Source organism: Agrobacterium sp. 33MFTa1.1 (assembly GCF_004328495.1).
Lineage (GTDB): Bacteria > Pseudomonadota > Alphaproteobacteria > Rhizobiales > Rhizobiaceae > Agrobacterium > Agrobacterium pusense.
The window spans coordinates 1,957,519-1,983,972 of the sequence record NZ_CP036358.1; the positions used below are offsets into that span (position 1 = coordinate 1,957,519).

Here is a 26,454-nt window from a genome sequence, read left to right on the forward strand (position 1 = left end):
CAAGCCCGGCATCTGCCCTTTTTAATCTGTCCCAAATGTCGCACCCTGCCCGTGCCTGTTGCTCTTCCGGCTCCGCGGAGCGATAAGAGCCGGAGGGCCACAAGAGGCGGATTATGACTGGCGAAACCATTACCCTTTATGAAGCGATCGGTGGCGATGCGACCGTCAGGGCGCTCACCCGGCGCTTCTATCAACTGATGGATACTCTGCCGGAAGCAGCCCGCTGCCGCGCCATCCACCCGGCCGATCTTTCCGGCAGCGAAGCGAAGTTCTACGATTACCTGACTGGATATCTTGGCGGACCGCCGGTCTACGTCGAGAAGCACGGCCACCCGATGCTGCGCCGCCGCCATTTCGTCGCCCCCATCGGCCCTGCCGAGCGGGATGAATGGCTGCTCTGCTTCCGCCGCGCCATGGAGGAGACGATCGAAAATCCCAAGCTGCGCGACATCATATGGCCCCCGATCGAGAGGCTCGCCTTTCACATGCAGAACCGGGAGGCGGACAGCCAATGACCACGCAGAACGCGACCATAGCGACGGTGCCCGGGGCCAGATTACGGGCCTTCATTCTGTTGCTGGGCAGCCTGCTGGGTGCTGCCGGCGTCATGCTTGCCGCCGCTGCCACCCATACCGGCGAGACCTATATGCTCGGTAATGCTTCCGCCATGGCGCTGGCGCATGCGCCGGTTCTTATCGCGCTCCATATCGGTGCGGATCGCATCAGGACCGCCATTCCGGCGGGCTTGATCCTCGGTCTCGGCACGGCGATCTTCGCCGGCGATCTCGTTATCAGGCATTTTTCCGGCCATAGCCTGTTTCCATACGCTGCGCCGCTGGGCGGCATCGGCATGATCGCGGGTTGGCTGGTGTTGTGCGCGGGAGCGTTTTTGAAGCCTAAAGGCTGATTGTTTTAGGGCATCTGCATCGTGACCCGGAGTGCGAGCGGAGCTCCCTCACACCTGGCGCCATCTTGCCCTCTCGGCAAGGATTCAACGCTAACCACGCGTCCAGCGAAACGGCAGAATGTTGCGGCCTTTTTCAGCCGCCACACCTGTTTGAAAGGCCGTCGTTTCACCCGGCTGGCGGGCGCGCTGATGAGGAAAGGTCACCACATTGCCGCCGCTTCCGGCAACGCGGCTGCGTCTTTCGCGTTCGCCGATGATGTCATAAAATTCCGTCGTGGCCGGATCGCTCGCCTGTTCGGCCATCTTGTGCAGTTCCACACCACACGGTCTGTCCGCCGTGCGGTGCTCGTCGGGAAAATTATTGCGCTCGTCGCTCATCGCTGGGGCTCCGTTCATTCATCGTCTGAAGCGCCCGCTCCAGACTGGATTTGCTGCCATTGCGCAGCGGAATGAACGTCTTGCCGAATTTCTTGCAACCCGACTTCACCCGCAGACACGCATCGTGGCTGATACAGTCGATCGGGCAGAAAACGCAGTCGACGGAAGGAAGCACGGTATCGATGCGCGACACCGCCTCACGCAAGCCGCCGTCGTGGTGGATCAGTTCGGCGCCGAAATTGCTGGCGATCTGGCGAAGATGGGCAACCTGACAGTCACGGCCGCCGACATAAAGAAAGCTTTTCGGACCGGAAAGCTGCTGTTCGGCCACGTCCCGCTCGGTCTGGGGAGCGCCTTTGCCCTGCTTGCCGCCACGTTCGGCCTTCTTCTTTTCCTTGCGTGCCATTCCCTCACCTGCCGGTTGGTTTTTGATACCCCGATATTGGGCCCCGACGTTCGGGATGCCGGCACCATAATAAAGATGAGTTTTGGAGTAAAGTATAAAGGTGATAAATTTCCTCATGTTTTTATGCGGAGGGCTTATCACATAATCGCGAGAAGCAGGCCGATCAGCCGTTTATCCGCAACCCGCCCATGAAAAGCTGTTCCAGATGGCGGGCCGCGTCTTCGAAACGTCCCTCGCCGCCATTCTTGTCGCCCAGAACCGCCCGCACCTGTACATCGAAATCGGCATAGTGCTGCGTGGTCGACCAGATCGAGAAAATAAGGTGGTAAGGGTCACATTTGGCCATCCGCCCGGCCTTCACCCAGGCGCGGATCACCTCGGCCTTCTCATCCACCAGCTGTTTCAACGGGCCTTTCAATTCATCCTCGATATGCGGCGCGCCCTGCAGTATTTCGTTCGCAAACAGCCGGCTTTCGCGCGGGAAATCGCGCGACATTTCCAGCTTGCGACGAATATAGGAGCGGATCTCGCTTTCAGGATTACCCTCGGCATCGAAAGCGCGCAGCGGGTCGAGCCACGTGTCCAGCACCCGCTCGATCAGCGCACGATGCATCGCCTCCTTGGTGCGGAAATAATAAAGCACATTCGGCTTGGACATGCCGGCCGCTTCCGCAATCTGGTCGATGGTGGAGCCGCGGAACCCATTCGTGGAAAAAACACTGAGCGCGGCTTCAAGAATCGCTTCCTGCTTTTCCTCCTGAATGCGGGTCCGCTTCTGTGTTTTCGCTGCGCGCGGTATGGCCATTCTCAGCTCTCTGTTTCTTTTCAATGCAATTGCCGCTACAGTATGCTTAAAAAATAATCGACGTTCATAGCTTAGGCAAAATTACTGCGTTTCGTCACAAATTCCCTTGCTGACGCCATCGCGAATTTGCAATGTTTACCAGCCGGTCAATTTATCCATCATCGCCGCCACAAGGCAATGGCTGTTATCTTAACCGGCAAAAAAGGGAACGGCACAAGCTTTGCTTTGATAAAAACAAAACAGGTGAGGACGACACTTCATGACGGCGGGTAAGAACTTGACGGTCAATGGCGACCGTCTGTGGGATAGTCTGATGGATATGGCGAAGATTGGCCCCGGCATTGCCGGCGGCAATAATCGCCGCACGTTGACGGATGAGGATGCGGAAGGCCGCCGCCTTTTTCAGCGCTGGTGCGAAGCGGCAGGCCTGACGATGGGCGTCGACCGCATGGGCACCATGTTCGCCACCCGCGCCGGCGAGGACCCGGACGCGCTCCCCGTTTATATCGGCAGCCATCTCGATACCCAGCCGACCGGCGGCAAATATGACGGCGTGCTTGGCGTGCTGGCTGGTCTGGAAGTCGTGCGCAGCCTGAACGACCTCAATATCCGCACGAAACACCCCATTGTCGTCACCAACTGGTCGAACGAGGAAGGCGCCCGCTTTGCGCCTGCCATGCTGGCGTCGGGGGTCTTCGCCGGCATTCACGACCTGGATTACGCCTATAGCCGCACGGATACCGACGGCAAGACTTATGGCGAGGAGCTGAAACGTATCGGCTGGCTGGGTGAGGAAGAGGTCGGCGCGCGCAAGATGCATGCCTATTTCGAATATCACATCGAACAGGGCCCGATCCTAGAGGCCGAAAACAAACAGATCGGCGTCGTCACCCATTGCCAGGGCCTGTGGTGGCTGGAAGTGACGCTGACCGGCAAGGAAGCCCATACCGGCTCGACCCCTATGGCCATGCGCGTTAATGCCGGCCTTGCCGCCGCCCGCATCCTCGAAAAAGTGCAGGAAGTGGCGATGGCCCACCAGCCGGGCGCCGTCGCCGGCGTCGGCCAGATGATCTTCACGCCCAATTCCCGCAATGTGCTGCCCGGCAAGGTGGTCTTCACCATCGACCTCAGAACCCCCTCGCAGGCAAAGCTCGACAGCATGCGCGCCATCTTCGAACGCGAGGTGCCCGCCATCGCCGAAGAACTCGGCGTCGGCTGCTCGATCGAAGCCATCGGCCATTTCGACCCCGTCACCTTCGATCCCGTGCTGGTCGGCCGGGTGCGCTCCGCCGCCGAACGACTGGGCTACAGTCACATGGACATCATCTCCGGCGCCGGCCACGATGCCTGCTGGACGGCCAGAGTTGCCCCCTCAACCATGATCTTCTGCCCCTGCGTGGACGGGCTTTCCCACAACGAGGCGGAGGAAATTTCACCCGAATGGGCAAAGGCCGGCTGCGACGTGCTGCTGCATGCGGTGCTGGAGACTGCGGAGATCGTGGAATGACCGCCACCATCATCAAGAACGGCACCATCGTCACCGCCGATCTCACCTACAAGGCCGATGTGAAGATCGAGGGCGGCAGGATCACCGAGATCGGCCCTGATCTCACCGGCGGCACCGTGCTGGATGCCACCGGATGTTACGTGATGCCTGGCGGCATCGATCCGCATGTGCATCTGGAAATGCCCTTCATGGGCACCTATTCCGCCGATGATTTCGAGAGCGGCACGCGGGCGGCGCTTTCCGGCGGCACGACGATGGTGGTGGATTTCTGCCTGCCGGAGCCGGGGCAATCGCTTCTCGATGCCTTGCAACGCTGGGACAACAAGGCGACGCGCGCCAATTGCGATTATTCCTTCCACATGGCCGTCACCTGGTGGGGCGAACAGGTCTTCGATGAGATGAAGACGGTGGTTCAGGAAAAGGGCATCAACTCCTTCAAGCACTTCATGGCCTATAAGGGCGCCCTGATGGTGAATGACGACGAGATGTTCGCCTCCTTCTCGCGCTGCGCGGAGCTCGGCGCCATTCCCTTCGTGCATGCGGAAAACGGCGATATCGTCGCGCAGATGCAGGAAAAACTGATGGCGGAAGGCAATGTCGGGCCGGAAGCGCACGCCTATTCCCGCCCGCCCTCCGTCGAAGGCGAGGCGACCAACCGCGCCATCATCATCGCCGATATGGCCGGTGCGCCGCTTTACGTCGTCCACACCTCCTGCGAACAGGCCCATGAAGCCATCCGCCGCGCCCGGCAAAACGGCATGCGGGTTTATGGCGAGCCGCTGATTCAGCACCTGATCCTCGACGAAGGTGAATATGCCAATCCCGACTGGGATCACGCCGCCCGCCGCGTCATGTCGCCGCCCTTCCGCAACCGTCAGCATCAGGACAGCCTCTGGGCGGGTCTCGCCTCCGGCTCGCTGCAATGTGTGGCGACCGACCATTGCGCCTTCACGACCGATCAGAAACGTTTCGGCCTCGGTGATTTCCGCAAGATCCCGAACGGCACCGGCGGGCTGGAAGACCGCATGCCGCTGCTCTGGACCCATGGCGTGGCAACCGGCCGGCTGACGATGAACGAGTTCGTCGCCGTCACTTCCACCAACATAGCCAAGATCCTCAACATCTATCCGAGAAAAGGCGCGATCCTTGTCGGCAGCGACGCCGATATCGTCGTCTGGGACCCGGCGCTTACAAAGACCATCAGTGCGGCAAACCACCAATCGGCCATCGATTACAACGTGTTCGAAGGGCAGAAGGTAAAGGGTCTGCCGCGTTACACGCTCTCGCGCGGGCTGGTGAGCGTCGAGGAAGGCACCATCGAGACACAGGCCGGCCACGGCCAGTTCATCGCCCGCGATCCCTATCCGGCCGTCAGCCAGGCGCTTTCCACCTGGAAGGAGCTCGTATCGCCACGCAAGGTGGAACGCACGGGCATTCCGGCATCGGGCGTGTGATCATGAGCGAGCCGAAACGCGAAATCCTCATCGCCGCCGCCATCCTGCTCAACGAGAAGCGGCAGATGCTCGTGGTGCGCAAGCGCGGCACCACGCAGTTCATGCAGCCGGGCGGCAAGATCGATCCAGGCGAAACGCCGGAACAGGCGCTTCACCGCGAGCTGGCCGAGGAAATCGGCCTGACGCTGCCCGAAAATGCCGCGCGTTATGAAGGCATCTTTCGCGAGGAAGCCGCCAATGAGCCGGGCGCTGATGTCGTCGCCCATGCCTTTACCGCCAGGCTTCATAGCGAGGTCACCCCGCAGGCGGAAATCGAGGAAGTCCGCTGGCTCGATCTCGACCGCACCCCCGGCGTCACCATCGCCAGACTGACGGAAACCCAGATGCTGCCGCTGGCGCGCGCCGCACTTACGGAAAGTGAAACCAAGCCGCGATGAACCAGGCCTCTTCCTACTCCGTCGTTTCCGCCAGAAAACTGGGCCTCACTTTCGAAACGGGGGACGGCCCGGTTCACGCGCTGTCCAATGTCGATCTCGACGTGAAAAAGGGCGACTTCGTCTCCTTCATCGGCCCTTCCGGCTGCGGCAAGACGACCTTTCTGCGGGTCATCGCCGATCTCGAAAAACACACGTCGGGTGAGATCACCGTCAACGGCACCACGCCGGAAAATGCCCGCAAGGACCGGTCCTACGGATATGTCTTTCAGGCCGCCGCGCTCTATCCATGGCGCAGCATCGAAAAGAACATCGCCCTGCCGCTCGAAATCATGGGTTACAGCAAGGCCGAGCAGCGCGAGCGCATTGACCGCACCATGGACCTCGTCAACCTCAACGGTTTCGGCAAGAAATACCCCTGGCAGCTTTCCGGCGGCATGCAGCAGCGCGTCTCCATCGCCCGCGCGCTCGCCTTCGATGCCGACCTGCTTCTGATGGACGAGCCCTTCGGCGCGCTGGACGAGATCGTTCGCGATCATCTGAACGAACAGCTGCTGAAACTCTGGGATACGACCGGCAAGACCATCTGCTTCGTCACCCATTCCATTCCGGAAGCCGTTTATCTCTCGACCAAGATCGTCGTGATGTCGCCGCGGCCGGGCCGGGTGACCGATGTGATTGAATCCACGTTGCCGCGCGAAAGGCCGCTGGAAATTCGCGAGACGCCGGAGTTTCTGGCGATTGCGCATCGGGTGCGTGAGGGGTTGAAGGCGGGGCATGGCTATGAGGGGTGAGGTCAGCGCCAGCATTACCCCCCTCTGCCCTGCCGGGCATCTCCCCCTCAAGGGGGGAGATCGACTCGTGGTGGGGTCTCGCCCGTCTCAACGTTTGCGAATGAAGCGGTGGTCGCGCCTCTTGCCGATCTCCCCCCTTGAGGGGGAGATGCCCGGCAGGGCAGAGGGGGGTAAGCCTCACCCTCGGAATGAGCAGCGGAGCAAAACCCCATGACCCTCCTCCGCCACCGCGTCCTCCCCACCCTCACCGTCCTCCTCGCCATCCTCATTCTCTGGCACCTCGCCGTCATCTACCTCAACATGCCCTTCGCCCGCGACCAGGCCACCCGCGCTGGCCAGTCACCGGGCTTCCTCGAACTCCTGCCGCAAACCTTCGCGCAGGAGCGCCCGGTCCTCCCCGCCCCGCATCAGATCATCGCGGAACTCTGGGATACCACCGTCAACAAGGCCGTCACCTCCAAGCGCAGCCTCGTCTACCACGCCGGCATCACGCTTTCGGCTACGCTGCTCGGTTTCGCCATCGGCGCGGTGCTGGGAATCCTGCTGGCGGTCGCGATCATCCATAACCGCGCCATGGACCGCTCCGTCATGCCGTGGATCATCGCCAGCCAGACGATCCCCATTCTCGCCATCGCACCAATGATCATCGTTGTCCTGAACTCCATCGGCATTTCCGGGCTGCTGCCGAAGGCGCTGATCTCGACCTATCTCTCCTTCTTCCCCATCGTTGTCGGCATGGTGAAGGGCTTGAGAAGCCCCGAAACACTGCAGCTTGACCTGATGCACACCTATAATGCCTCACCGGCGCAGATCTTCTGGAAGCTGCGCTGGCCCGCCGCCCTGCCCTATCTCTTCACATCGCTGAAGATCGCCATCGCCATCGCGCTTGTCGGCGCCATCGTCGGTGAATTGCCGACAGGCGCTGTTGCGGGTCTCGGCGCGAGACTGCTCTCCGGTTCCTATTATGGCCAGACGGTGCAGATATGGGCGGCGCTGTTCATGGCAGCCGGCGTCGCCGCCATTCTGGTGTCGATCATCGGCATCGCCCATGCCGCTGTCCTCAAGCGAATGGGAGCACGGCCATGACCAACCCCGGCTGGTTTATCGGCGCTATCCTTTTCTGGCTTGCGGCCTGGGCCTTCAACGAATGGCTGGTACGCCATGCCTTTATTTCCCAGAGCGCGAAACGCATAAGCCGCCTCGCCGTGCCGCTGCTGTTCGGCCTTGCCATTCTGGTTCTCTGGGAAGGGGTGGTCCGCGGATTTTCCGTGCCGCCCATCCTGCTGCCGGCGCCGAGCGCCATTCTCGCCCGCCTTCTCGGCTCGCTGCCGGTCCTCTGGGCGGATTTCCGCCAGACCTTCATCAAATCCGTACTGACGGGTTATGTCCTTGGCTGCGGCCTCGGTTTCCTCGTCGCCATCCTCATCGACCGCTCGCCTTTCCTGCAACGCGGTCTTCTGCCCATCGGCAATTTCGTCTCCGCCCTTCCGGTCGTCGGCGTGGCACCCATCATGGTGATGTGGTTCGGTTTCGACTGGCAGTCGAAAGTCGCCGTCGTCGTCATCATGACCTTCTTCCCGATGCTGGTGAACACGGTGCAGGGGCTTGCCGCCGCCAGCCACATGGAGCGCGACCTGATGCGCACCTATGCTGCCGGCTGGTGGCCGACGCTGATAAAGCTGCGCCTGCCCGCCGCCTGGCCATTCATCTTCAACGCGCTGAAGATCAACTCCACGCTCGCCCTGATCGGCGCCATCGTCGCGGAATTCTTCGGCACGCCCATCGTCGGCATGGGGTTCCGCATCTCGGCGGAAATGGGCCGCAGCAATGTCGATATGGTCTGGGCCGAGATTGCCGTGGCGGCGCTCGCAGGTTCGGGCTTTTACGGTCTTGTGGCGCTCGCAGAACGGGCCGTCACCTTCTGGCATCCGTCCGTCCGTGGGGGACGAACGTAAATAACGAAAAAGGGAACAGCGATGAAAATGAAACTTGCATCCATGCTTCTTGCCGGGGCGTCACTGCTGACCGCATTTAGCGCTCAGGCCGCCGACAAGATCACCCTGCAGCTGAAATGGGTCACCCAGGCGCAGTTCGCCGGATATTACGTCGCCAAGGACAAGGGCTTTTATGAAGCCGAGGGCCTCGATGTCGACATAAAGCCCGGCGGCCCGGATATTGCGCCCGCGCAGGTTCTGGCCGGCGGCGGGGCCGACGTCATCGTCGACTGGATGCCGTCTGCGCTTGCCACGCGTGAAAAGGGCGTGCCGTTGGTCAATATCGCCCAGCCATTCAAATCGTCGGGCATGATGCTGACCTGCCTGAAAGAAACCGGCATCAAGAAGCCTGATGATTTCAAGGGCAAGACGCTGGGCGTCTGGTTCTTCGGCAATGAATATCCATTCCTGTCGTGGATGGCGCACCTGAAAATTCCGACCACCGGCGGCGCCGATGGCGTTACCGTGCTGAAACAGGGCTTCAACGTCGATCCGCTTTTGCAGAAACAGGCCGCCTGCATTTCCACCATGACCTATAATGAATATGGACAGGTCCTCGATGCCGGTATCAAGCCTGATGACCTCGTCACCTTCAAATATGAAGACGAAGGCGTGGCGACGCTGGAAGACGGGCTCTACGTTCTCGAAGACAAGCTGAAGGACGCCAAGTTCAAGGAGGACATGGTCAAATTCGTCCGTGCCTCCATGAAGGGCTGGAAATGGGCCGAGGAAAACCCTGACGAGGCCGCCGATATCGTTCTCGAAAACGACGCCTCCGGCGCGCAGACCGAAAAGCACCAGAAGCGCATGATGGGCGAAGTGGCAAAGCTGACGGCCGGCTCGAAGGGCGCTCTCGACAAGGCGGATTACGAGCGAACGGTGAAGACCCTGCTCGGCGGCGGCTCCGACCCCGTCATCACCAAGGAGCCCTCGGGCGCATATACGACCGAAATTACCGACGCTGCGTTGAAGTAGGCGCAGGCGAAAAGATTGTATCGCGCGGCGTTGACCGCGCGATTTTCTTGAATGACAACCTCTCTTCCGTCATGCTCGGGCTTGACCCGAGGATCTACCGACATTTCGATTGCGGCGATGTGCCTGGATCCGGGTCAAGCCCGAGGATGACGGGGTATTAAGCGTTCTCAGAATTCCAGGCCGCGTCACGCATTGGTAACCCATCAAATCAATTACAACACCTCGACCTATACAAAAATGTATATCAACCCTCGCGGCTATGCGGATTGATTTGCACGACAACAAGAATTACAGTCCCGCCCACAAGACTGCCAAATTTGATCTTGTAGAAAAAGCACAGGGCAAAGGTGCTTGAGATTCGCGTTGAGGGGCGTTCGAATCGGGAGGATCGAAAAGGGAGTATTGTGATCCCTTGTTTCACATTCGCCATCGCATGACCTTTTAAGATACGGGCCGTAGCCTGCAGGACATGTGAGCGGATATTGCGCGAGCCAAGACATATGCAGCATAAAGTCACGTTTAACCGCATTCTTTTCCTTCTTCTTCTGTCCGCAACGGCGCTTCCCCTTCCAGCAGCCGCGGAGGGAGAGGCACAGGCGCCGGTGAAACAGCAGAACGTGCCCTCGATCATCGTCGCGCATGTCGCAAAGCGCGACCTCGTGGACCGTGTTATTGCGACAGGCACAATCCGCCCGGTGGACGAAATCTACGTCCAGCCCCTGGTCGACGGCCTGTCGATCGACACCTTGAACGCCGATATCGGCGACCGGGTGGCGGCGAATGCGGTTCTGGCCGTCCTGTCCTCCGATAGCCTCGTCCTGCAAAAGAGCCAGCTCGAAGCCAACAAGGCCAAGGCCGAAGCTTCCGTCACCCAGTCCAAGGCGCAGGTGCTGGAGGCGCAGGCCAATCTGGCCGACGCCCTTCGCCAGCGCGACCGCGCCGCCAAGCTCAGCCAGACCGGTTCAGGCTCCATTTCCGAAACGGAAAAGACCGAAGCCCTCGCGCAGGTGGCGCAGGCTCGCCTCGATGCGGCCAAGCAGGCCGTTTCCGCCGGCGAAGCCGACATCAAGGTGGTTGACGCGCAGATCGCCGATATCGATCTCAAGCTCACGCGCACCGGCGTGAAAACCCCGGTCGCCGGCATCGTTTCAGCCAAGAACGCCAAGGTGGGCGCGATTGCCAGCGGCGCCGGAAACCCGCTTTTCACCGTCATCAAGGACGGCGCCATCGAACTTGTTGCCGATCTTTCCGAAACCGACATTCAAAACGTGAAAGTCGGCCAGAAAGCCTATTTGACGGTTGCTGGCGGAAGAGCGAAAATAGAAGGCAAGGTGCGCCTCGTTTCGCCGACCGTCGATCCGACGACGCGCCTCGGTTCCGTGCATGTGGTGCTGCCGGAAAACAGCCCGGCGCGATCGGGCATGTATGCCAGCGCAGAGATCGTGATCGAGGAGACGAACGCGCTCGCCTTGCCGCTCTCGGCTGTCACTTCCGGGCGTGAAGGCTCGACCGCCCGCAAGGTGGAGGGCGACGTCGTCAAGCAGGTGAAGATCGAGACCGGCATAGAAGACGGTGGATTCATCGAGATCGTCAGCGGCCTTGCCGCTGGAGACAAGGTTGTCGAGAAAGCTGGAGCATTCGTGCGTGATGGTGACCGGATAAGACCGGTGGAAGCCCAGACGGCTGCGTCCAACTGACTGAGGGAATGAAATGAACTTCTCCGCATGGTCAATCCGTAACCCGATTGCGCCGCTTCTCGGCTTCGCGCTTTTGATGATGCTCGGCATGCAGGCGTTCAATACGCTGCCGATCACACGTTTCCCGAATATCGACGTGCCCGTCGTCGCCGTCACCGTGACCCAGAGCGGGGCTTCGCCCTCCGAACTGGAGATGCAGGTGACGAAGGAGATCGAGGACGCCGTTGCCGCCATCAGTGGCGTCGACGAAATTCAGTCCACCGTGGTCGACGGCCAGTCGACGACAACGGTCGTGTTCCGTATCGAAAAACCGACGGAAGAAGCGGTTCAGGACACCAAGGACGCCATCGACAAGATCCGCAGCGATCTTCCCTCCGATATCGAAGTGCCCGTCGTCAGCAAGATCGACGTCGAGGGACAGGCGATCCAGACCTTCGCCGTCTCTTCGCCGAACATGACGCTGGAGGAACTGTCCTGGTTCGTGGATGACACGATCAAGCGCTCGCTGCAGGGCCAGTCCGGCATCGGCAAGGTCGACCGTTACGGCGGCGCGGACCGCGAGGTGCGCGTTTCGCTCAGCCCCGAAAAGCTCGATGCCTATGGCATCACCGCGACAGAGGTGAACAGCCAGCTGCGCGGCACCAATATCGACCTCGGCTCCGGCCGCGGCCAGGTGGGCGGCAACGAGCAGACCATCCGCACGCTGGGCGATACACGCGATGTAAGCCAGCTTGCCAACACCACGATTGCGCTTTCCAACGGCCGCTTCGTCAAGCTTTCCGAACTCGGCACGGTTACGGACACATATGAAGAGCAGAAGTCCTTCTCGCGCTTCAACGGCAATCCGGCCGTCACCTTTGCGGTGTTCCGCTCCAAGGGCGCGAGCGAGGTTTCGGTCGCCGAAACCGTCGCGCAAAGTCTCGATCAGGTCCGCAAGGACCACCCCGATGTCTCGATCGAGATGGTCGATGACGCCGTCTATTTCACCTATGGCAACTACAAGGCCGCACTAGACACGCTGATCGAAGGCGCGATCCTCGCCGTTATCGTGGTCCTTCTCTTCCTCCGGAACTGGCGCGCGACACTGATCGCCGCCGTGGCGCTGCCGCTTTCCGCGATCCCGACCTTCTGGATCATGGATATCATGGGCTTTTCGCTCAACCTCGTCAGCTTCCTCGCGCTTACGCTCGCCACGGGTATTCTCGTGGACGACGCCATCGTGGAAATCGAGAACATCGCCCGACATATCAAGATGGGCAAGACGCCCTATCGCGCGGCCCTCGAAGCAGCCGATGAAATCGGGCTTGCCGTCATCGCGACCAGCTTCACCATCATCGCCGTCTTTGTGCCCGTCTCGTTCATGCCGGGTATTCCGGGCCAGTACTTCATCCAGTTCGGCCTCACTGTCGCCTTCTCGGTATTCTTCTCGCTGGCAGTGGCCCGTCTCATCACACCCCTGATGGCGGCCTATCTGATGCGCGCCGAAGACGCGATGGACGATCACCACGACAATGACGGCAGGCTGATGAAGGCCTATACGCGCATGGTGACCGCCACCACGCGGAAATGGTGGGCGCGTTATCTCACGCTATTGGGAGCGATTGCCTTCCTCATCGCCTCAGTGATGCTGTTGAGCCAGGTCCCCGGCAGCTTCCTGCCGCCTGATGACGCCTCGCGTGTCACCCTGTCCGTTGAACTGCCGCCCAATGCGACGCTGGATGAGACCGACCGCACGACGACGCAGATCTACCAGGCGATCCGTGACATCAACGGCGTGGAAAGCGTCTTCATCCTCGGTGGTGCTTCGCCCAAGGGGGACCTGGAGCTGCGCCGCGCCACCGTCAATGTCATCCTTGAGCATATCGATCACTCACTGCTGAAAACGCTCGTCAACAAGGGGCTCGGCTCCATTCCGCTCATCGGCCAATATCTTCCCAAGCTGGAGGAGAAGGGCCGTACACGTCCGCAATGGGATGTCGAGCGGGATATTTTCGCGCAGGTGCGTGGCATTGCGGATGTTCGCATCATCAAGCTGAACGACCGCGCGGAACGCGAGCTTTCCTTCAACTTCCTTTCAACCAACGAGAAGGATCTGAACGACGCCGTGGGCATTCTCGAAAGCCGCCTGCGCGCTTCGCCCATCCTTGCCAATGTCAGTTCGGAAGGCGCTCTGCCCCGTCCCGAACTGCAGATCCGCCCGCGCAAGGATGAGATCGCCCGCCTGGGCATCACGCCGCAGCAGATTTCGCAGACCGTGCGTGTCGCCACCATCGGTGATATCGATGCGCAGCTCACGAAAATCTCGCTGGATGACCGGCAGATCCCGATCCGCGTGCAGGCTTCGCTCGATACCCGCCGCGATCTCGCCACCATCCGCGCCTTGAAGATCAAGACCGCCTCCGGTTCGCTGGTGCCGCTCTACAGCGTGGCCGATATCGATTACTCGGAAGGCCCGAGCTCGATCAAGCGCAACGACCGCAACCGCGTCGTCTCCATCGGCTCGGATGTGCCTTTCGGCACGGCGCTCGATACGTCGACGGCCGAGTTCAAGCGCATCGTTTCGGAAACCAACCTGCCGGCAAGCGTTCGGCTTGCCGAAAGCGGTGACGCCAAGGTGCAGGGCGAAATGCAGCAGGGCTTCGTCAACGCCATGCTGCTTGGCCTGATGCTGGTGCTGGTCGTGCTCATCCTGCTGTTCAAGGATGTCATCCAGCCCTTCACAATCCTGTTCTCGCTGCCGCTTGCCATCGGCGGCGTGGCAGTCGCGCTCATCATCACCCAGAACGCGCTCTCCATGCCGGTTCTCATCGGCATTCTGATGCTGATGGGCATCGTGACCAAGAACGCCATCCTGCTGGTGGATTTCGCCATCGAAATGCGCCGTCACGGCATGGAGCGGGTGCATGCCATGGTGGAGGCCGGCCGCAAGCGCGCCCGCCCGATCATCATGACCTCCATCGCCATGTCGGCAGGCATGTTGCCCTCCGCGCTCGGCGTCGGCGAAGGCGGTTCGTTCCGCGCACCGATGGCGATTGCGGTCATCGGCGGCATCATCGTTTCCACGGTGCTGTCGCTGATCGTGGTGCCGGCCTTCTTCCTGATCATGGACGACCTGTCGCGTCTGCTCGCCCACCTCTTCGGCCGTTTCGTCGGCAAGAAGGAAGAGGAGGAAGAGGCCCTCTCCAACGAGAAACTCTCGGAGATCGCCCGCGAAAACAGCCTCGCGCTTTCCTCGCTGGAGGCACGGGTGGCCAGTATGGAAAAGGGCAGCGGCGACAAGGCCGCGGACAAGGGCAGCAATATATTGCGACTGCCGCCGCTTGCCGCCGAGTGAGTGCTGCAGCTTGAAGATTGAGACGCCGGGTCATGTGCCCGGCGTTTCCATATACTTTGGGAGAGCACGACATCGCGGATCGTTTCTTCTCCCCGCCGGGGAGAAGGTGGTCCGAAGGGTCGGATGAGAGGGCAAGCTCTCCTGATATCTCGACCCTCGCCCCCTCATCCCGCTGCCGCGGACTTCTCCCCCTCGGGGAGAAGAAATATGCCGCATGCGCTCGCTCCATATTTCCCTTGTGATTGGAAGCATGAGCAGCCCCATCATTTCCTTCCTCACAACGGCCGCACCCCCGTTTGATCGAAATCAATTCGCTTTCCACCTGAACTGCTAGTCTCCCTCGCATCGGGAATTGCCGGTCGAGGAAAATGCGATGAGTTCAGTGCAGATGGGCGTGAGGGGCAAGGAACATCCCCGGTTTCGTATCGCTTCGGACAGCCCGGCAAAAGGTTTGAGCGGGAGCCGAATGGACGTGAACAAGACCGTGAAGCTGAGCAACAGGGACAGGAACATTCTGCTGCGTGCGCCCTTGATCGGGATCGCGGATGACGCGGTGGCGCTGAAGCTGATGGAGGCGGCGACCATTGCCAATGTGAATGCCCGCCATGTGCTTTTTAAGGAAGGCGAACTGGCCCAGCATTTCTATTGCGTGCTGTCGGGTTATGTCAGGCTCTACCGGCTGGACAGGCACGGGCGCGAAGCGGACGTGCGCGTCAGCGGCCCCGGCGATACCTTCAATGAATGCCTGATCTTCGGTAGCGACACCTATCGTTACAGCGCGCAGGCGGCGGAAAGCTGCACCGTGGCGCGTTTCGAACTCACCAGGCTGCGCAGCCTGATCGATCAGGAACCGGCCATCGCCAAGGCCGTCATGCGCTGCCTGTCCAACAGCCTGCTGGCCGCCATGGACTGCGTTGCCAATGACCGCCTGCAGACGGCACCGCAGCGTGTCGCCCATTACCTCATCAATCAGGGCCCGCGCGACGCGACATCCTTCTCGCTGCGGTTGCCGTTCCAGAAAAGCCTGCTCGCCGGTAAGCTCGGCCTTGCGCCGGAGGCCCTCTCCCGCGCTTTCTCCACCCTGAAAAAGTCCGGCGTCACGGTGCGCGGTCGCATCGTCCAGGTCAATGACGTGGCGGCGCTGAAACAGATCTGAAAATACGGGGAGAGGACGAAGGGCGGGAGGCCATCAGGCATTCCGCCCTTCGGGGTATTGCACGGAAGTCATCCAGGCTGCGGTATAAAACCGAAACTGTCGCCCCGCCGCTCGACCGTAAAAAAGCCGCCGAGATGGCCGCCGGACACCAGCCAACCATGGTCAGCCGCCGCCGACAACGCTTCGAGACGCGTCGCGTGGGCGAGTTCGGAATCGATATCATAGACAAAAGCAATTCCGGGATCGGCCGCCTGCATGTCCCCGACATGCAGCACATCGCCCCATAACATCAACCGCTTATCGTCTCTTCCTATGAGGTAAGCCATCTGTCCGGGCGTATGACCGGGCACCGCGATTGCCTCTATGTCCTCGGCAACCGTCCCCACCGAGATCGGCCGCAACATCGCGCCGCAAATATCGATCAGGCGGGCAGCCAGATCGAAACCGCCCTGCCGGGCGGGTGGCAATGCCTCTCGCGCCTCTGCATCGGTGAAAAAGGCAAGATCGGCCTCCGGCACCCATATCTCCGCCTTGGGAAAATAAGGCCGGTCGCCATCGATGAGGCCCAGCGCGTGGTCGCCATGAATATGGGTGAGGATGACACGGCTGACATCATCGGGCTGGATACCGGCGGCAATCATAGCCGCACGGGCATGGCCATAGGCCTCGCCCCAGGCCGTGCCGCAGCCTGCATCGATCAGCCAGATGCCCTCAGGTCCCGAAAGCGTGAAGCAGTTGACGTCCATATCCACTGTTTCGCCGTGATGGCCGGCAAAGGCCGCAGCCAGCGCTTCGGCACCCTGGCGGTGAATGAGATGGCTGACCGGTGCCTTGTAGACACCGTCGACAAAACGGGAAACTTCGTAAGCGCCGAAACGGCGGGGCATCGTCATTATTCAGAGACCGCCCTGCTCTTTCAGGAAACCGACGATGCGGTCCACGCCATCGCCCCGTTTCATGTCGGTAAAAACAAAGGGCATGGCGTTGCGCATGCGCGTCGCATCGCTGTCCATGACAGTCAGATCCGCGCCAACATAAGGCGCAAGGTCCTTCTTGTTGATGACGAGCAGGTCCGAACGGGTGATGCCCGGCCCGCCCTTACGGGGAATTTCCTCGCCCTGGCAGACGGAAATCACATAGATGGTGATATCGGCAAGATCAGGCGAAAAGGTCGCCGCGAGGTTATCGCCACCGGATTCGATGAAAACCACGTCGAGATCGGGAAAGCGCTGGTTGAGCCCGGCAATCGCCTGCAGATTGATCGTGGCATCTTCGCGAATGGCCGTATGCGGGCAACCGCCCGTCTCCACCCCGACGATCCTTTCGGAAGGCAGCGCCTGCATGCGCACCAGTGCCTCGGCATCTTCCTTGGTATAGATATCATTGGTGACGACGGCGACCGAATAATCGGCGCTCATCGCCTTGCAGAGCTTTTCCGTCAGCGCCGTCTTGCCGGAACCCACCGGCCCGCCAATCCCAACGCGCAGCGGACCATTACCCGATTTCATCACTCTGTTCCCTTCACTATGCTGTGGTCCAATCTTACGACAACCACTCAAATTACAGCTCAAATATACGCAAGGATCGTGCCACTTGTTTCTTCTCCCCGCCGGGGAGAAGGTGGCCTGAAGGGTCGGATGAGGGGTCTAGCTCTCCGGATATCTCTACCGGAGCCCCCTCATCCCGCTGCCGCGACCTTCTCCTCGGCGGGGAGAACAAACAAGTGGCACGCGCTCGCTCCCGTCGCTTTCACGACCGGAAAAGCCGGGTCCCCTGTGTTTCATGACGCATCGCCGCCGTATCGGCGATGATCGTGGCGCTGCCGAGGTCATCAAGCGTGGACTGGACGGCCCGTGCCGCCACCTCGGCAATCCCCGCCTCGCTTGCAGCCAGAATGGCAACGCCATCTTTCTGGCCCGCGACGCTGAGACGGATACCGGCAGAAACGATCTGTGAAACACCTGCATGCAGAAAGGCGGCAAGCGTCTCGCGCAGCGGCACGCTGTGGCCAGCGGCCACAGCGCCTATGGCGACGGGATAGGGAGCCTCTTTCGGCAACAGCTCCAGAACCTCGTGCGGCCAGGCGCTGGCGGCGGAAACGAAGGCGTCCCCCAGAAGCACTGTCTCCCGATAACGCTCCGCCGAACCGGCGAGCGCGCGGCCAAGATCAGCGGTTTCGCCGAGTGCTGCGGCATCCTGCGAGCATCGCCAGGCATCTGCCAGAAAAACCGCGTCGTTCCACAGGCTGCCGTGGTGCAGCAGCGTTTCCACCCAGCCGCTCAACTCGGCGGCATCACGCACACGCCCGTCCTCCACCGCCTTTTCCAGCCCGCCCGAATAGGAAAAGCCGCCGACAGGAAACGCCGGCGACATCCAGGCCATCAGGCGCAGCAGCGCGGCGACGCCGCTTTCCCCGCTCACGCCTCAGCCGTGATCATGATGGTGGTGGCCATGCCCGTGCCCGTGATCATGGCCATGCGAGTGGCCGCCATGGGCGTGATAAGCGCCGCGCGCCGGCTGAAACGGCTCTTCCACCTCGCGCACTGTGGCGCCCAGACCTTCCAGCATGGCGCGAATGACATGGTCACGCAGGATGAGAATACGCTCCTCCTCGATCTGCGCCGAAAGATGCCGGTTGCCCAGATGCCAGGCGAGCTCGATCAGGTGAAGGCGGTCCTTTGCCTTGATTTCGAACAGCTTTTCATCCGCCGCACGAACCTCGATCAGATCGCCGTTTTCGACCACCAAAAGGTCGCCATGAGCAAACAGCACGGCTTCCTTCAGGTCCAGCATCACCATCTCGTCATTCTGCAGATGCAGAAGCTTGCGGCGCAGATGCCGCTGGTCATGCGCCAGCGTGACATAGCCGGAGGGCTCGTCGGCAGGGGTTCCGGCCGGGTGATAGGAGGTGACGCGCAGCATGGGATGATCCGTTTCAGAAACAGTCTTTGGGGGTCTGATTTTTGACGGATAGGCGGGGGGATTTCAAGGTGTGTTTTCAGGGCGGCAATGCCTCGGAAAACAAAAAGCCCGGCATCGCTGCCGGGCCTTTCTCAAACAACAAAACCAAAATCAGGCCGCAGCGCGGCTTTTCAGGTTTTCCAGAATGTTCTGCGGCGAGGAAACGCCGTAGGGGTCGCTATCGCAATTGTCCGAATAGCCCTCTTCCTCGAACCACTGCTCGACGACGCCATCGTTGATGACGGCGGCGTAACGCCAGGAGCGCATGCCGAAGCCGAGATTGTCCTTGGCGACCAGCATGCCCATCTTGCGGGTGAACTCGCCCGAACCGTCAGGAATGACCTTGACGTTTTCGAGGTTCTGACCCTTGGCCCAGGCGTTCATGACGAAAGCATCATTGACCGACAGGCAATAGATTTCATCAACGCCGAGCGCACGGAACTCGGCTGCGAGTTTTTCGAAATCAGGAAGCTGGTAGGTCGAGCATGTCGGCGTGAAAGCGCCGGGCAGCGAAAAGAGGACGACCTTCTTGCCCTTGAAATAATCGTCGGAGGTCATGTCCTGCCAACGGAAGGGGTTCGGGCCGCCAACGGCCTCATCGCGAACGCGCGTGCGGAAGGTTACGGCGGGCACTTTTTTGCCGAGCATGTCTTGTCTCCTGTTCTGGCGTTTTGCGAGGCATCGCTTGGGATCGATCCGCGCGGAATTCTTTTGCCGTTTCCATAGCGCAAGACGCGCTGCGGTGCAGCATAAAAATGGGATTCCAGCCACCAAATGCGCGAAATGCCGCACGGAATTGGGGATCAATTGTGCAGGTCTATCGACCAGCGCAACAGCGGCGGCAAGGGCGTCCACCAACCGGTTTGAACGCCCGCTTCCCGCAACATCGCGGCTGACCACGTGTTACAGCCGGCGAACGCATTGAACTGGCCATTCGCCTCGAAAAAAGCGTCCGTCAGGCCGTAGCCAGCACCGGGTACCGGCCTGACACCGTCATCGTTTCCGGCAAAACTCGCCCGGATGCCCGCGACGAGACGCTGATAACCCGCTTCGGAAATTCGAAGCCGTTTCACTCCGGCGAGATCAGCGGGAAAATCACCTGTCACATCCACATGCATGACGGAGCTGTCCAGCGTGAAAGAGCGCAGAACCGGCATCGGTTTCAAATCGGCCCAGGTGGGCGTCTGAATGTAAAACGAGCGGCCGCCCCAGCCGAACACCAGATAGGCCGCAGCTGGATGATTGACCGCGATCCCACCCTCCTGCAACGCGGCAAAGACCCGCCGCAGATCGTCATCAACCGGCAGGGCGATATCGGTGTGGATCGGGTTGGATAAGAGCAGGATTTCCCTGCTCTTTTCGCCTTCACCCACCTGCTCGGCGAAAAACGGGCGCGGCGCAACCGTGCCCAGCACAAGAAGCAGGAGGAGCAGCAGCAGGCCGCCGCCGATCCATCGTGTGAGGCGTCTCAAGAGCGCCTGCCGTCAGAACAGGAAATAACGCTGCGCCATCGGCAGCACGGTCGCCGGTTCACAGGTCAGGAGCTCGCCATCCGCACGTACTTCATAGGTCTCGGGGTCAACCTCGATATGCGGCGTCAGCGAATTGTGGATCATCGAGGCCTTGGAAATGCCGCCGCGCACATTCTTCACCGGCAGCAGCTTCTTCGCGACGCCAAGGCGCTGGGCAAGGCCGGCATCCAGCGACGCCTGCGAGACAAAGGTCACCGAGGAATTGGTGCGCAGCTTGCCATAGGCGGCAAACATCGGCCGGTAATGCATCGGCTGCGGCGTGGGGATGGAGGCATTCGGATCGCCCATCGGCGCGGCAGCGATCGAGCCGCCCAGCAGCACCATTTCCGGCTTCACGCCGAAAAACGCCGGGTTCCAAAGAACCAGATCGGCACGCTTGCCGACTTCGATGGAGCCGATCTCGTGGCTGACACCCTGGGCGATGGCCGGGTTGATGGTATATTTGGCGATGTAACGACGAACACGGAAATTGTCGTTTTCGCCGGTCTCTTCCTTCAGGCGGCCACGCTGGCGCTTCATCTTGTCAGCGGTCTGCCAGGTGCGGATCGCCACCTCGCCGACACGGCCCATGGCCTGACTATCGGAGGAAATGATCGAAAACGCGCCGATATCGTGGAGAATATCCTCCGCCGCAATGGTTTCCTTGCGGATGCGGCTTTCGGCAAAGGCGATATCTTCGGGGATGGACGGCGACAGGTGGTGGCATACCATCAGCATGTCGAGATGTTCCGCCAGCGTATTGACGGTGTAAGGCCGCGTCGGGTTGGTCGAGGACGGAATGACGTTGGGATTGCCGCAGACCTTGATGATGTCAGGCGCGTGGCCACCGCCCGCCCCTTCGGTGTGGAAAGCGTGGATGGTGCGGCCCCGGATAGCGGCGACCGTGTCTTCCACGAAACCGCTCTCGTTCAGCGTGTCGGTATGGATCATCACCTGCACGTCATATTCGTCGGCCACCGTCAGGCAATTGTCGATGGCGGCGGGCGTCGTGCCCCAGTCCTCATGCAGCTTCAGCGAGGAGGCACCGGCGAGGATCATTTCCTCCAGCGGAGCCGGCAGAGAGGCATTGCCCTTGCCCGCAAGCGCGAGGTTCATCGGGAAAGCATCGAAGCTTTCGATCATCCGCTCGATATGCCATGCGCCGGTGCAGGTGGTGGCAAGCGTGCCGTGCGCCGGGCCGGAGCCACCGCCAAGCATGCAGGTCACACCACTCATCAGCGCTTCCTCGATCTGCTGCGGGCAGATGTAGTGGATATGCGCATCCATGCCGCCGGCCGTCAGGATCTTGCCTTCGCCGGCAATCGCTTCCGTCGAGGGGCCGACGATGATCGTGACACCCGGCTGCGTATCGGGGTTGCCCGCCTTGCCGATGGCGTGGATTCGGCCGTTCTTCAGGCCCACATCTGCCTTGTAGATGCCGCTATGGTCAACGATGACGGCATTGGTGATGACGGTATCGACAGCGCCCTCTGCCCGCGTCGCCTGGCTCTGGCCCATGCCGTCGCGAATGACCTTGCCACCCCCGAATTTCACTTCCTCGCCATAGGTCGTGTGGTCCTTCTCGATCTCGATGAAGAGTTCGGTATCAGCAAGACGCACCTTGTCGCCAACGGTCGGGCCGAACATGCCGGCATAGGCGGCGCGGGAAATCTTGTATGGCATGGGTTCAGGCTCCTTCGGACGCGGAGAAAATCGATGTGGGGGAAAATCGTGTCAGCCGGCCCGTTCCCGCAAGGGCATCGACCAGCTGTTGTTCGGCGGTAAAGGGATGGCCGCTCCAGCCCTGGTGGCTGAAACCGGCAATCGTCACCTCGTCATCATCGCCGCTGACATTTTCAAGAACATGGGCAATGGCAACGAGCCCGGTGCTGGGGCAGACGTATGGTGCGGGCTTATAGGCTTCGAGCGCCGTATCGAGCCTCTCATGCACACCGCGGGAAATAACGACATGGCTCTTGCCGCCAGCTCGCGCGATGGCCGCGAATTCGCCGGTATAATCGGCGCAGAAATCAGTGAGTTCTGGCCAGGCTGCGCGGATGCCGGGTTCCATTTCGGCAAATTTCGCAGGATCGCGCACCGACCAGATAGCGGCGGCTTGGCGCACACCATGGCTCTCGCGCCATTCGCTTCCCTCCGTCATCTCACGGCCCGGCCGCCCGGTGTTGCACACGGCCACCACATCGGTGCGCGTACCGCCCAGCCCAAGAGACCGGCAATCATTAAAACGGACGACGATATCCGACCGGTCGATAAGCAGGGCCGCGCCTGGCGGCAGCTCCCCGTTTCCGACGATCGTGATCCGCCGCCCCATGGGTTCAGAAACCTTCCGAGAGTTGGCGCAGTTCTTCCGCCCGCTTGCCGCTCGTCTCGGCCAGGCAGGAAGAGATCAGCATCGGCTCCATTGAGCCGCCACGCGCCTGAAAACCGGCAAGTGCGCAATTGGCGTCACGGAACGCCACCCATGCGCGCTGAGCTGTCACCAGCGCATCGGTTGCACCCTTTCCATCCGCATCCGCCGCCTTGTCACGTTCGATGAGCAGCTTGCGCAGCTTCTGATAAGCGACATTGAGCTCTTTGTCGGCCTTTTCGTAATCCTTGCCGGCGCAAATCGTCATGTCCGCCTGCGTCTGCGGTTCCTTGCAGTTTGGCTCAGTCTGCGCTGCGGCCGACGCCGAGAGACCTGCCGTCACGCAGAAGACGACGGCCGTGACGAGGTTGTTTTTGCTGATCGCCATCGCTCAGGCCGCCGCGCCGTCATAAGCCTGCGGCTTCAGCGCCCGCGGATCGACGCCATCGAGACAATTGGCATTGACCGCCACCATCGGCGTACCGTCAGGCCCGTCGGCATAGGCAAAGCTTTCAATGCCGCAGGTGGAGCAGAAAAAATGATGGATCCTGTGTTTGTTGAAGAGATATTCCCTCAGCGTGCCCTCGCCGGAAAGCAACGTGAACTTGTCACGTGGCGCGAAGGCGAGCGTGGAGCCCAGCCGTTTGCACCGCGAACAATTGCAGACAACAGTGTGATCGAGATCGGCATCGACCTCGAAGCTGACGCTGCCGCACTGGCAGCTTCCATGATAATGCGCCGTCGCCATTTCATAACCTCCCCATGACCTGTTGACGGAAACCATAAACCTCCCGCTTGCCGGAAAGCGGCACCAGCGTCACTTCCCGCTTCTGGCCAGGCTCGAAACGCACCGCCGTGCCGGCCGGAATATCGAGACGCATGCCGCGCGCCTTTTCGCGATCGAAAAGGAGACCCGCATTGGTCTCGAAGAAATGGTAGTGGCTGCCCACCTGCACCGGCCGGTCGCCCGAATTGGCCACTTCGATCGTCACGGTCGGCTGACCGGCATTGAGTTCGATGGTGCCTTCGGCGGCAATGATTTCGCCTGGTTTCATCGGTGTTCCCCTTATCGTTCTTATGCGGCCGTGGCTGCCGCGCAGCCTTCCGCCTTCAGCACCCGTTGTGTGGATGCCGGGTTATTGATGAGCTTTCCCGCCGGGCGGACGGGCCTTCGCACCAGTTCGCCACCGCAATTCGGGCACGCGCCCTTGAGCACGCCGGTCACGCAATCAGCGCAGAAAGTGCATTCGAACGAGCAGATCATCGCGTCCCCGCTGTCGGGCGCTAGATCACGGTCGCAGCATTCGCAATTGGGCCGAAGTTCCAGCGCCATACGTCACCTCACCGGATCGGTTCGTGAACGGTCACCAGCTTGGTGCCATCAGGGAAGGTCGCTTCCACCTGCACATCGTGGATCATCTCGGCAATGCCGTCCATTACCTGATCACGGGAAATGACATGCGCGCCCGCCTCCATCAGGTCGGCCACGGCGCGGCCATCGCGTGCGCCCTCCACCACGAAATCGGTAATCAGCGCAATCGCTTCGGGATAGTTCAGCTTGACGCCGCGTTCCAGCCGGCGGCGCGCCACCATGGCGGCCATGGAAATCAGCAGCTTGTCTTTTTCTCTTGGGCTAAGGTTCATCGTCGTCCCACGGCTTGGCATCTGCTCCACAAACGAGGTTTGCTGGAAACCAGATCCGACATTTGACAGACCCCGAAGAACGCCTGTCACGAGACGATCCGAGGGGTTTACAGATTCCAGACTTTCGGCACTGGCGCGCCGTTTCGCAAGAGCGAAATGATCGGAAAAAGCAATTTTCTCAAGGAGAAACCATCAGCGGCGGACACGCGCACGACGAGCTTGCCCTGCCACTCGCTGGCACCGCCGCTTTCCCCGGCAATCGCCCGGATTTTAGGCAGAAGCGCCTCGGCCAGAGGCCCGATGTAAAGCAGCGTGGCAAAGGCAACCTGCCCGGCCAGAACCGCCGGTTTCGCGGTCAGCGCCGCCACCTCGCCCGCAAGCAGAAGTTCTTCGGCATGCACCAGCTTGCCGCCGTGGCGAATGCGCCAGCGGTCGCGGAAAAGCCCGTGCGTCATCACCTCGCCCATGGCCTGGCGGCCAAGCAGCACGGCTTCGACTGCGATGAATTCTGAGGACTGGTCAAGATCGGCTTCCAGCCTTCGCGTCAGCGACGCCCGGTCGAAGAGGATCGTTTCCTGCGGCAGCCAGTGCAGCTTCGCACCCGGCCCGGCGGAAACACGCGCGGTCACGGTGGCGGTGCCGGACGACGCCTTGTAGACCTTCTCGCAGGCCTGCGTGGTGACCACAAGCGAGGTACCGGCGCCGGCGACTGCCTGCCATTCAAGTTCGTCTCCGCCGGTCAAACCACCGGAGGAATTGATGAGAATGGCTTCTGCTTCGTTCGAGTAGGTTTCCGGAAGACGGATCTTGGCGCAGCCCTCCTGAAACAATTCGTCCAGCCGGCTGCGCCCTTCAACTGCCTTGGTTACAATGCGTCCTCTGCCACGGGCGCGCTGTTGCCGGACAGGTTGAGCGTCTTCGCAACCGGAAGGGCTGATGGCTTGCTGTTGCTGCTGCACGCGGTCTCCGAAGCGGTTGCGGAAGCGGGATTGGCCTTGGCGACGCAATCCTTCTTGACGACGGCGTCCACGACAAGCTGACCTTCCGTGTTTCGGAAGAAATCCCACATTCTCTCGGCTGCATCAACAGTCCGCGTCACTTCGCCTGTGGGCATCTTGCGCTCCACGGCGGGCTCCGCCTTCGGTGTCTGCTCACCGCCCGGCTTGCGGGTAACAACGGCGTTTGCGGCCAGAACCTCGGCCTTCATGGTGGCGCGCGGCCAGGCATGGTCCCAGTTCTCGATGACATAGGACTGGATGCGTGCGCCTGCCTTGCAGACATCGTAAGAATTGACGGTGAAGCTCTCGCCCACCTTGCTTTTGGCGGCGCCCTTGCAACCATCCATTTCGGCCCAGCGCTTCAGCGCCGTCTCGCCGCTATATTGCCAGTAGGATTTGCCGCCGCCCTGATAGGGGTTGGCTGGATCCTTCAGCCCGGCGAAGGCGATGATCGACATCGGCCGCGCTGGTGTGCAGCTTGCCGCATCCGGTGCCCATTTGCCTTCGGTCTCCAGCGGATAACCCGCGCGCAACGACGCGACAAAACCGGCGGCATTAAAATCCTTGGCTCCGGTGCAGATGAATTGCGACAGCATGCGCCCGCCGCCGGAATAACCGGAACCGTAAAAACGTTCCTCATCGACGCAGAACTTGCCCTTCACCATGGCAATCGCTTCATGAATGAAGCTCACCTCATCCAGCCCGCCGGGGCGTGTTGTAACACCGGGAACATTCCAGGCATGGGTGCCCGGCAATTCGCCGTTTAAACTGCCCGCCAGCGCGACGACCACAAGACCATCACGCTCGGCAAGCTTGTCCCAGCCGCTGCGGTTCAGCTGGCCGTGCGGGTTGCTATTGGAGCCGTGGAAATCGAATACGACAGGCAGGGGCTTATTTCCATCATAGGCGGATGGAACAAAATAGACGCCGTCGCGTTTCTGCCCGTTAGAGAGAATGGAAAAATCATGCCGACCCGGTTCCATGCCGGGGCCAATACCCTGACCGCAGGTCGATGCCGACGCTGCGGCTCCTGCGCCTGCGCTGATCGCCAGCCCAAGAAGCAGGCTGCGTGCGGAACGAACCAACCGGGAGGCCCGGCCCACTGCAAAGTCTTGAATCATTGACACGCCT

Annotated in this window: 29 protein-coding genes and 1 pseudogene; 12 read left to right on the forward strand and 18 right to left on the reverse strand. The window is 61.0% G+C overall.

Annotation, left to right across the window (positions count from 1 at the left end; all coding sequences use genetic code 11):
- Positions 1-113 precede the first annotated feature (113 nt).
- Both EYD00_RS09910 and EYD00_RS09915 read left to right on the forward strand, forming a co-directional pair.
- A complete protein-coding gene (locus tag EYD00_RS09910) occupies positions 114-515 on the forward strand; it encodes a group II truncated hemoglobin (protein ID WP_004443244.1) in 402 nt (133 codons plus the stop codon).
- Positions 512-907, forward strand: a complete 396-nt coding sequence (locus EYD00_RS09915; protein WP_004443245.1) for a DUF423 domain-containing protein — start codon at positions 512-514, stop codon at positions 905-907. The genes EYD00_RS09910 and EYD00_RS09915 overlap by 4 nt, the downstream gene beginning before the upstream one ends.
- Before the next feature lie 90 nt (positions 908-997).
- Here EYD00_RS09915 and EYD00_RS09920 read toward each other — a convergent pair whose 3' ends face one another.
- The 3 genes and pseudogenes from EYD00_RS09920 to rutR all read right to left on the reverse strand — a co-directional run bounded on the left by EYD00_RS09920 (position 998) and on the right by rutR (position 2,496).
- Complete coding sequence (locus tag EYD00_RS09920) at positions 998-1,285, reverse strand: hypothetical protein (RefSeq protein WP_004443246.1); 288 nt, start codon at positions 1,283-1,285, stop codon at positions 998-1,000.
- Positions 1,266-1,589, reverse strand: a pseudogene (locus EYD00_RS09925) (DUF2325 domain-containing protein); the annotation flags it as partial. The pseudogene EYD00_RS09925 and the gene EYD00_RS09920, both read right to left, overlap by 20 nt.
- 265 nt (positions 1,590-1,854) lie before the next feature.
- Complete coding sequence (gene rutR, locus EYD00_RS09930) at positions 1,855-2,496, reverse strand: HTH-type transcriptional regulator RutR (protein ID WP_004443251.1); 642 nt, start codon at positions 2,494-2,496, stop codon at positions 1,855-1,857.
- A gap of 259 nt (positions 2,497-2,755) precedes the next feature.
- Between rutR and EYD00_RS09935 the strand changes: the two genes are divergently transcribed.
- From EYD00_RS09935 to EYD00_RS09985, 10 genes are all read left to right on the forward strand, one after another.
- Positions 2,756-4,003 carry a Zn-dependent hydrolase gene (locus EYD00_RS09935; RefSeq protein WP_004443253.1) on the forward strand — a complete coding sequence of 416 codons (1,248 nt, stop codon included), beginning with the start codon at positions 2,756-2,758 and terminating at the stop codon, positions 4,001-4,003.
- Positions 4,000-5,457: a dihydropyrimidinase gene (gene hydA / locus EYD00_RS09940; protein WP_004443255.1), complete on the forward strand. Its 1,458-nt coding sequence runs from the start codon at positions 4,000-4,002 to the stop codon at positions 5,455-5,457. The genes EYD00_RS09935 and hydA overlap by 4 nt, the downstream gene beginning before the upstream one ends.
- A 2-nt stretch (positions 5,458-5,459) precedes the next feature.
- On the forward strand, positions 5,460-5,894 hold the full coding sequence (locus EYD00_RS09945; protein WP_004443258.1) for an NUDIX hydrolase: 435 nt from the start codon (positions 5,460-5,462) through the stop codon (positions 5,892-5,894).
- The gene (locus EYD00_RS09950) at positions 5,891-6,685 is read left to right on the forward strand and encodes an ABC transporter ATP-binding protein (protein WP_004443261.1); all 795 of its coding nucleotides are present in this window, start codon (positions 5,891-5,893) and stop codon (positions 6,683-6,685) included. The genes EYD00_RS09945 and EYD00_RS09950 overlap by 4 nt, the downstream gene beginning before the upstream one ends.
- A 210-nt stretch (positions 6,686-6,895) precedes the next feature.
- A complete protein-coding gene (locus tag EYD00_RS09960; protein WP_004443263.1) occupies positions 6,896-7,771 on the forward strand; it encodes an ABC transporter permease in 876 nt (291 codons plus the stop codon).
- The gene (locus EYD00_RS09965; RefSeq protein ID WP_004443266.1) at positions 7,768-8,640 is read left to right on the forward strand and encodes an ABC transporter permease; all 873 of its coding nucleotides are present in this window, start codon (positions 7,768-7,770) and stop codon (positions 8,638-8,640) included. Before EYD00_RS09960 ends, EYD00_RS09965 begins: the two co-directional genes overlap by 4 nt.
- A 21-nt stretch (positions 8,641-8,661) precedes the next feature.
- Positions 8,662-9,654, forward strand: coding sequence for an ABC transporter substrate-binding protein (locus tag EYD00_RS09970; protein ID WP_004443268.1), 993 nt, complete (start codon positions 8,662-8,664; stop codon positions 9,652-9,654).
- Between the two features lie 500 nt (positions 9,655-10,154).
- Positions 10,155-11,351 carry an efflux RND transporter periplasmic adaptor subunit gene (locus EYD00_RS09975; RefSeq protein ID WP_004443272.1) on the forward strand — a complete coding sequence of 399 codons (1,197 nt, stop codon included), beginning with the start codon at positions 10,155-10,157 and terminating at the stop codon, positions 11,349-11,351.
- A 13-nt stretch (positions 11,352-11,364) separates the two neighbouring features.
- Positions 11,365-14,685 carry an efflux RND transporter permease subunit gene (locus EYD00_RS09980; protein ID WP_004443274.1) on the forward strand — a complete coding sequence of 1,107 codons (3,321 nt, stop codon included), beginning with the start codon at positions 11,365-11,367 and terminating at the stop codon, positions 14,683-14,685.
- Positions 14,686-15,151: 466 nt separating this feature from the next.
- On the forward strand, positions 15,152-15,841 hold the full coding sequence (locus tag EYD00_RS09985) for a Crp/Fnr family transcriptional regulator (RefSeq protein ID WP_004443275.1): 690 nt from the start codon (positions 15,152-15,154) through the stop codon (positions 15,839-15,841).
- A gap of 68 nt (positions 15,842-15,909) precedes the next feature.
- Here EYD00_RS09985 and aidB read toward each other — a convergent pair whose 3' ends face one another.
- The 15 genes from aidB to EYD00_RS10060 all read right to left on the reverse strand — a co-directional run bounded on the left by aidB (position 15,910) and on the right by EYD00_RS10060 (position 26,444).
- Positions 15,910-16,734 (reverse strand): AidB family quorum-quenching N-acyl homoserine lactonase, encoded by an 825-nt coding sequence (gene aidB, locus EYD00_RS09990; protein ID WP_004443278.1) that lies wholly within the window; start codon positions 16,732-16,734, stop codon positions 15,910-15,912.
- A gap of 3 nt (positions 16,735-16,737) precedes the next feature.
- Positions 16,738-17,349, reverse strand: coding sequence for an urease accessory protein UreG (gene ureG, locus EYD00_RS09995; protein ID WP_004443279.1), 612 nt, complete (start codon positions 17,347-17,349; stop codon positions 16,738-16,740).
- A 241-nt stretch (positions 17,350-17,590) separates the two neighbouring features.
- Entirely contained in the window at positions 17,591-18,262 is a 672-nt protein-coding gene (locus EYD00_RS10000; RefSeq protein ID WP_004443283.1) for an urease accessory protein UreF, read from the reverse strand.
- 3 nt (positions 18,263-18,265) lie between these two features.
- On the reverse strand, positions 18,266-18,763 hold the full coding sequence (gene ureE / locus EYD00_RS10005) for an urease accessory protein UreE (protein WP_004443285.1): 498 nt from the start codon (positions 18,761-18,763) through the stop codon (positions 18,266-18,268).
- A 150-nt stretch (positions 18,764-18,913) separates the two neighbouring features.
- Complete coding sequence (locus tag EYD00_RS10010) at positions 18,914-19,450, reverse strand: peroxiredoxin (protein ID WP_004443288.1); 537 nt, start codon at positions 19,448-19,450, stop codon at positions 18,914-18,916.
- Between the two features lie 155 nt (positions 19,451-19,605).
- Positions 19,606-20,274 (reverse strand): TIGR02117 family protein, encoded by a 669-nt coding sequence (locus tag EYD00_RS10015; protein ID WP_004443291.1) that lies wholly within the window; start codon positions 20,272-20,274, stop codon positions 19,606-19,608.
- A 12-nt stretch (positions 20,275-20,286) separates the two neighbouring features.
- Positions 20,287-21,996 (reverse strand): urease subunit alpha, encoded by a 1,710-nt coding sequence (gene ureC, locus EYD00_RS10020; RefSeq protein ID WP_004443293.1) that lies wholly within the window; start codon positions 21,994-21,996, stop codon positions 20,287-20,289.
- A 4-nt stretch (positions 21,997-22,000) separates the two neighbouring features.
- A complete protein-coding gene (locus EYD00_RS10025; protein WP_004443297.1) occupies positions 22,001-22,645 on the reverse strand; it encodes a hypothetical protein in 645 nt (214 codons plus the stop codon).
- Between the two features lie 4 nt (positions 22,646-22,649).
- Complete coding sequence (locus tag EYD00_RS10030) at positions 22,650-23,069, reverse strand: lysozyme inhibitor LprI family protein (protein ID WP_004443299.1); 420 nt, start codon at positions 23,067-23,069, stop codon at positions 22,650-22,652.
- Positions 23,070-23,072: 3 nt separating this feature from the next.
- A complete protein-coding gene (locus EYD00_RS10035; protein WP_004443300.1) occupies positions 23,073-23,429 on the reverse strand; it encodes a GFA family protein in 357 nt (118 codons plus the stop codon).
- 1 nt (position 23,430) lies between these two features.
- The gene (locus EYD00_RS10040) at positions 23,431-23,736 is read right to left on the reverse strand and encodes an urease subunit beta (protein ID WP_004443301.1); all 306 of its coding nucleotides are present in this window, start codon (positions 23,734-23,736) and stop codon (positions 23,431-23,433) included.
- A gap of 20 nt (positions 23,737-23,756) precedes the next feature.
- Entirely contained in the window at positions 23,757-24,014 is a 258-nt protein-coding gene (locus EYD00_RS10045) for a DUF1272 domain-containing protein (protein ID WP_004443303.1), read from the reverse strand.
- A gap of 8 nt (positions 24,015-24,022) precedes the next feature.
- A complete protein-coding gene (locus EYD00_RS10050; protein ID WP_004443305.1) occupies positions 24,023-24,325 on the reverse strand; it encodes an urease subunit gamma in 303 nt (100 codons plus the stop codon).
- Positions 24,326-24,432: 107 nt separating this feature from the next.
- Positions 24,433-25,284: an urease accessory protein UreD gene (locus EYD00_RS10055; protein WP_034498717.1), complete on the reverse strand. Its 852-nt coding sequence runs from the start codon at positions 25,282-25,284 to the stop codon at positions 24,433-24,435.
- Positions 25,191-26,444, reverse strand: coding sequence for a CE1 family esterase (locus EYD00_RS10060; protein WP_004443307.1), 1,254 nt, complete (start codon positions 26,442-26,444; stop codon positions 25,191-25,193). The genes EYD00_RS10055 and EYD00_RS10060 overlap by 94 nt, the downstream gene beginning before the upstream one ends.
- Between the last annotated feature and the right edge of the window lie 10 nt (positions 26,445-26,454).

Coding starts and splice junctions, on each gene's coding strand:
- EYD00_RS09910 (WP_004443244.1), top strand. CDS start 114: ATGACTGGCGAAACCATTACCCTTTATGAAGCGATCGGTGGCGATGCG.
- EYD00_RS09915 (WP_004443245.1), top strand. CDS start 512: ATGACCACGCAGAACGCGACCATAGCGACGGTGCCCGGGGCCAGATTA.
- EYD00_RS09920 (WP_004443246.1), bottom strand. CDS start 1,285: ATGAGCGACGAGCGCAATAATTTTCCCGACGAGCACCGCACGGCGGAC.
- rutR (WP_004443251.1), bottom strand. CDS start 2,496: ATGGCCATACCGCGCGCAGCGAAAACACAGAAGCGGACCCGCATTCAG.
- EYD00_RS09935 (WP_004443253.1), top strand. CDS start 2,756: ATGACGGCGGGTAAGAACTTGACGGTCAATGGCGACCGTCTGTGGGAT.
- hydA (WP_004443255.1), top strand. CDS start 4,000: ATGACCGCCACCATCATCAAGAACGGCACCATCGTCACCGCCGATCTC.
- EYD00_RS09945 (WP_004443258.1), top strand. CDS start 5,460: ATGAGCGAGCCGAAACGCGAAATCCTCATCGCCGCCGCCATCCTGCTC.
- EYD00_RS09950 (WP_004443261.1), top strand. CDS start 5,891: ATGAACCAGGCCTCTTCCTACTCCGTCGTTTCCGCCAGAAAACTGGGC.
- EYD00_RS09960 (WP_004443263.1), top strand. CDS start 6,896: ATGACCCTCCTCCGCCACCGCGTCCTCCCCACCCTCACCGTCCTCCTC.
- EYD00_RS09965 (WP_004443266.1), top strand. CDS start 7,768: ATGACCAACCCCGGCTGGTTTATCGGCGCTATCCTTTTCTGGCTTGCG.
- EYD00_RS09970 (WP_004443268.1), top strand. CDS start 8,662: ATGAAAATGAAACTTGCATCCATGCTTCTTGCCGGGGCGTCACTGCTG.
- EYD00_RS09975 (WP_004443272.1), top strand. CDS start 10,155: ATGCAGCATAAAGTCACGTTTAACCGCATTCTTTTCCTTCTTCTTCTG.
- EYD00_RS09980 (WP_004443274.1), top strand. CDS start 11,365: ATGAACTTCTCCGCATGGTCAATCCGTAACCCGATTGCGCCGCTTCTC.
- EYD00_RS09985 (WP_004443275.1), top strand. CDS start 15,152: ATGGACGTGAACAAGACCGTGAAGCTGAGCAACAGGGACAGGAACATT.
- aidB (WP_004443278.1), bottom strand. CDS start 16,734: ATGACGATGCCCCGCCGTTTCGGCGCTTACGAAGTTTCCCGTTTTGTC.
- ureG (WP_004443279.1), bottom strand. CDS start 17,349: ATGAAATCGGGTAATGGTCCGCTGCGCGTTGGGATTGGCGGGCCGGTG.
- ureE (WP_004443285.1), bottom strand. CDS start 18,763: ATGCTGCGCGTCACCTCCTATCACCCGGCCGGAACCCCTGCCGACGAG.
- EYD00_RS10010 (WP_004443288.1), bottom strand. CDS start 19,450: ATGCTCGGCAAAAAAGTGCCCGCCGTAACCTTCCGCACGCGCGTTCGC.
- ureC (WP_004443293.1), bottom strand. CDS start 21,996: ATGCCATACAAGATTTCCCGCGCCGCCTATGCCGGCATGTTCGGCCCG.
- EYD00_RS10025 (WP_004443297.1), bottom strand. CDS start 22,645: ATGGGGCGGCGGATCACGATCGTCGGAAACGGGGAGCTGCCGCCAGGC.
- EYD00_RS10030 (WP_004443299.1), bottom strand. CDS start 23,069: ATGGCGATCAGCAAAAACAACCTCGTCACGGCCGTCGTCTTCTGCGTG.
- EYD00_RS10035 (WP_004443300.1), bottom strand. CDS start 23,429: ATGGCGACGGCGCATTATCATGGAAGCTGCCAGTGCGGCAGCGTCAGC.
- EYD00_RS10040 (WP_004443301.1), bottom strand. CDS start 23,736: ATGAAACCAGGCGAAATCATTGCCGCCGAAGGCACCATCGAACTCAAT.
- EYD00_RS10045 (WP_004443303.1), bottom strand. CDS start 24,014: ATGGCGCTGGAACTTCGGCCCAATTGCGAATGCTGCGACCGTGATCTA.
- EYD00_RS10050 (WP_004443305.1), bottom strand. CDS start 24,325: ATGAACCTTAGCCCAAGAGAAAAAGACAAGCTGCTGATTTCCATGGCC.
- EYD00_RS10060 (WP_004443307.1), bottom strand. CDS start 26,444: ATGATTCAAGACTTTGCAGTGGGCCGGGCCTCCCGGTTGGTTCGTTCC.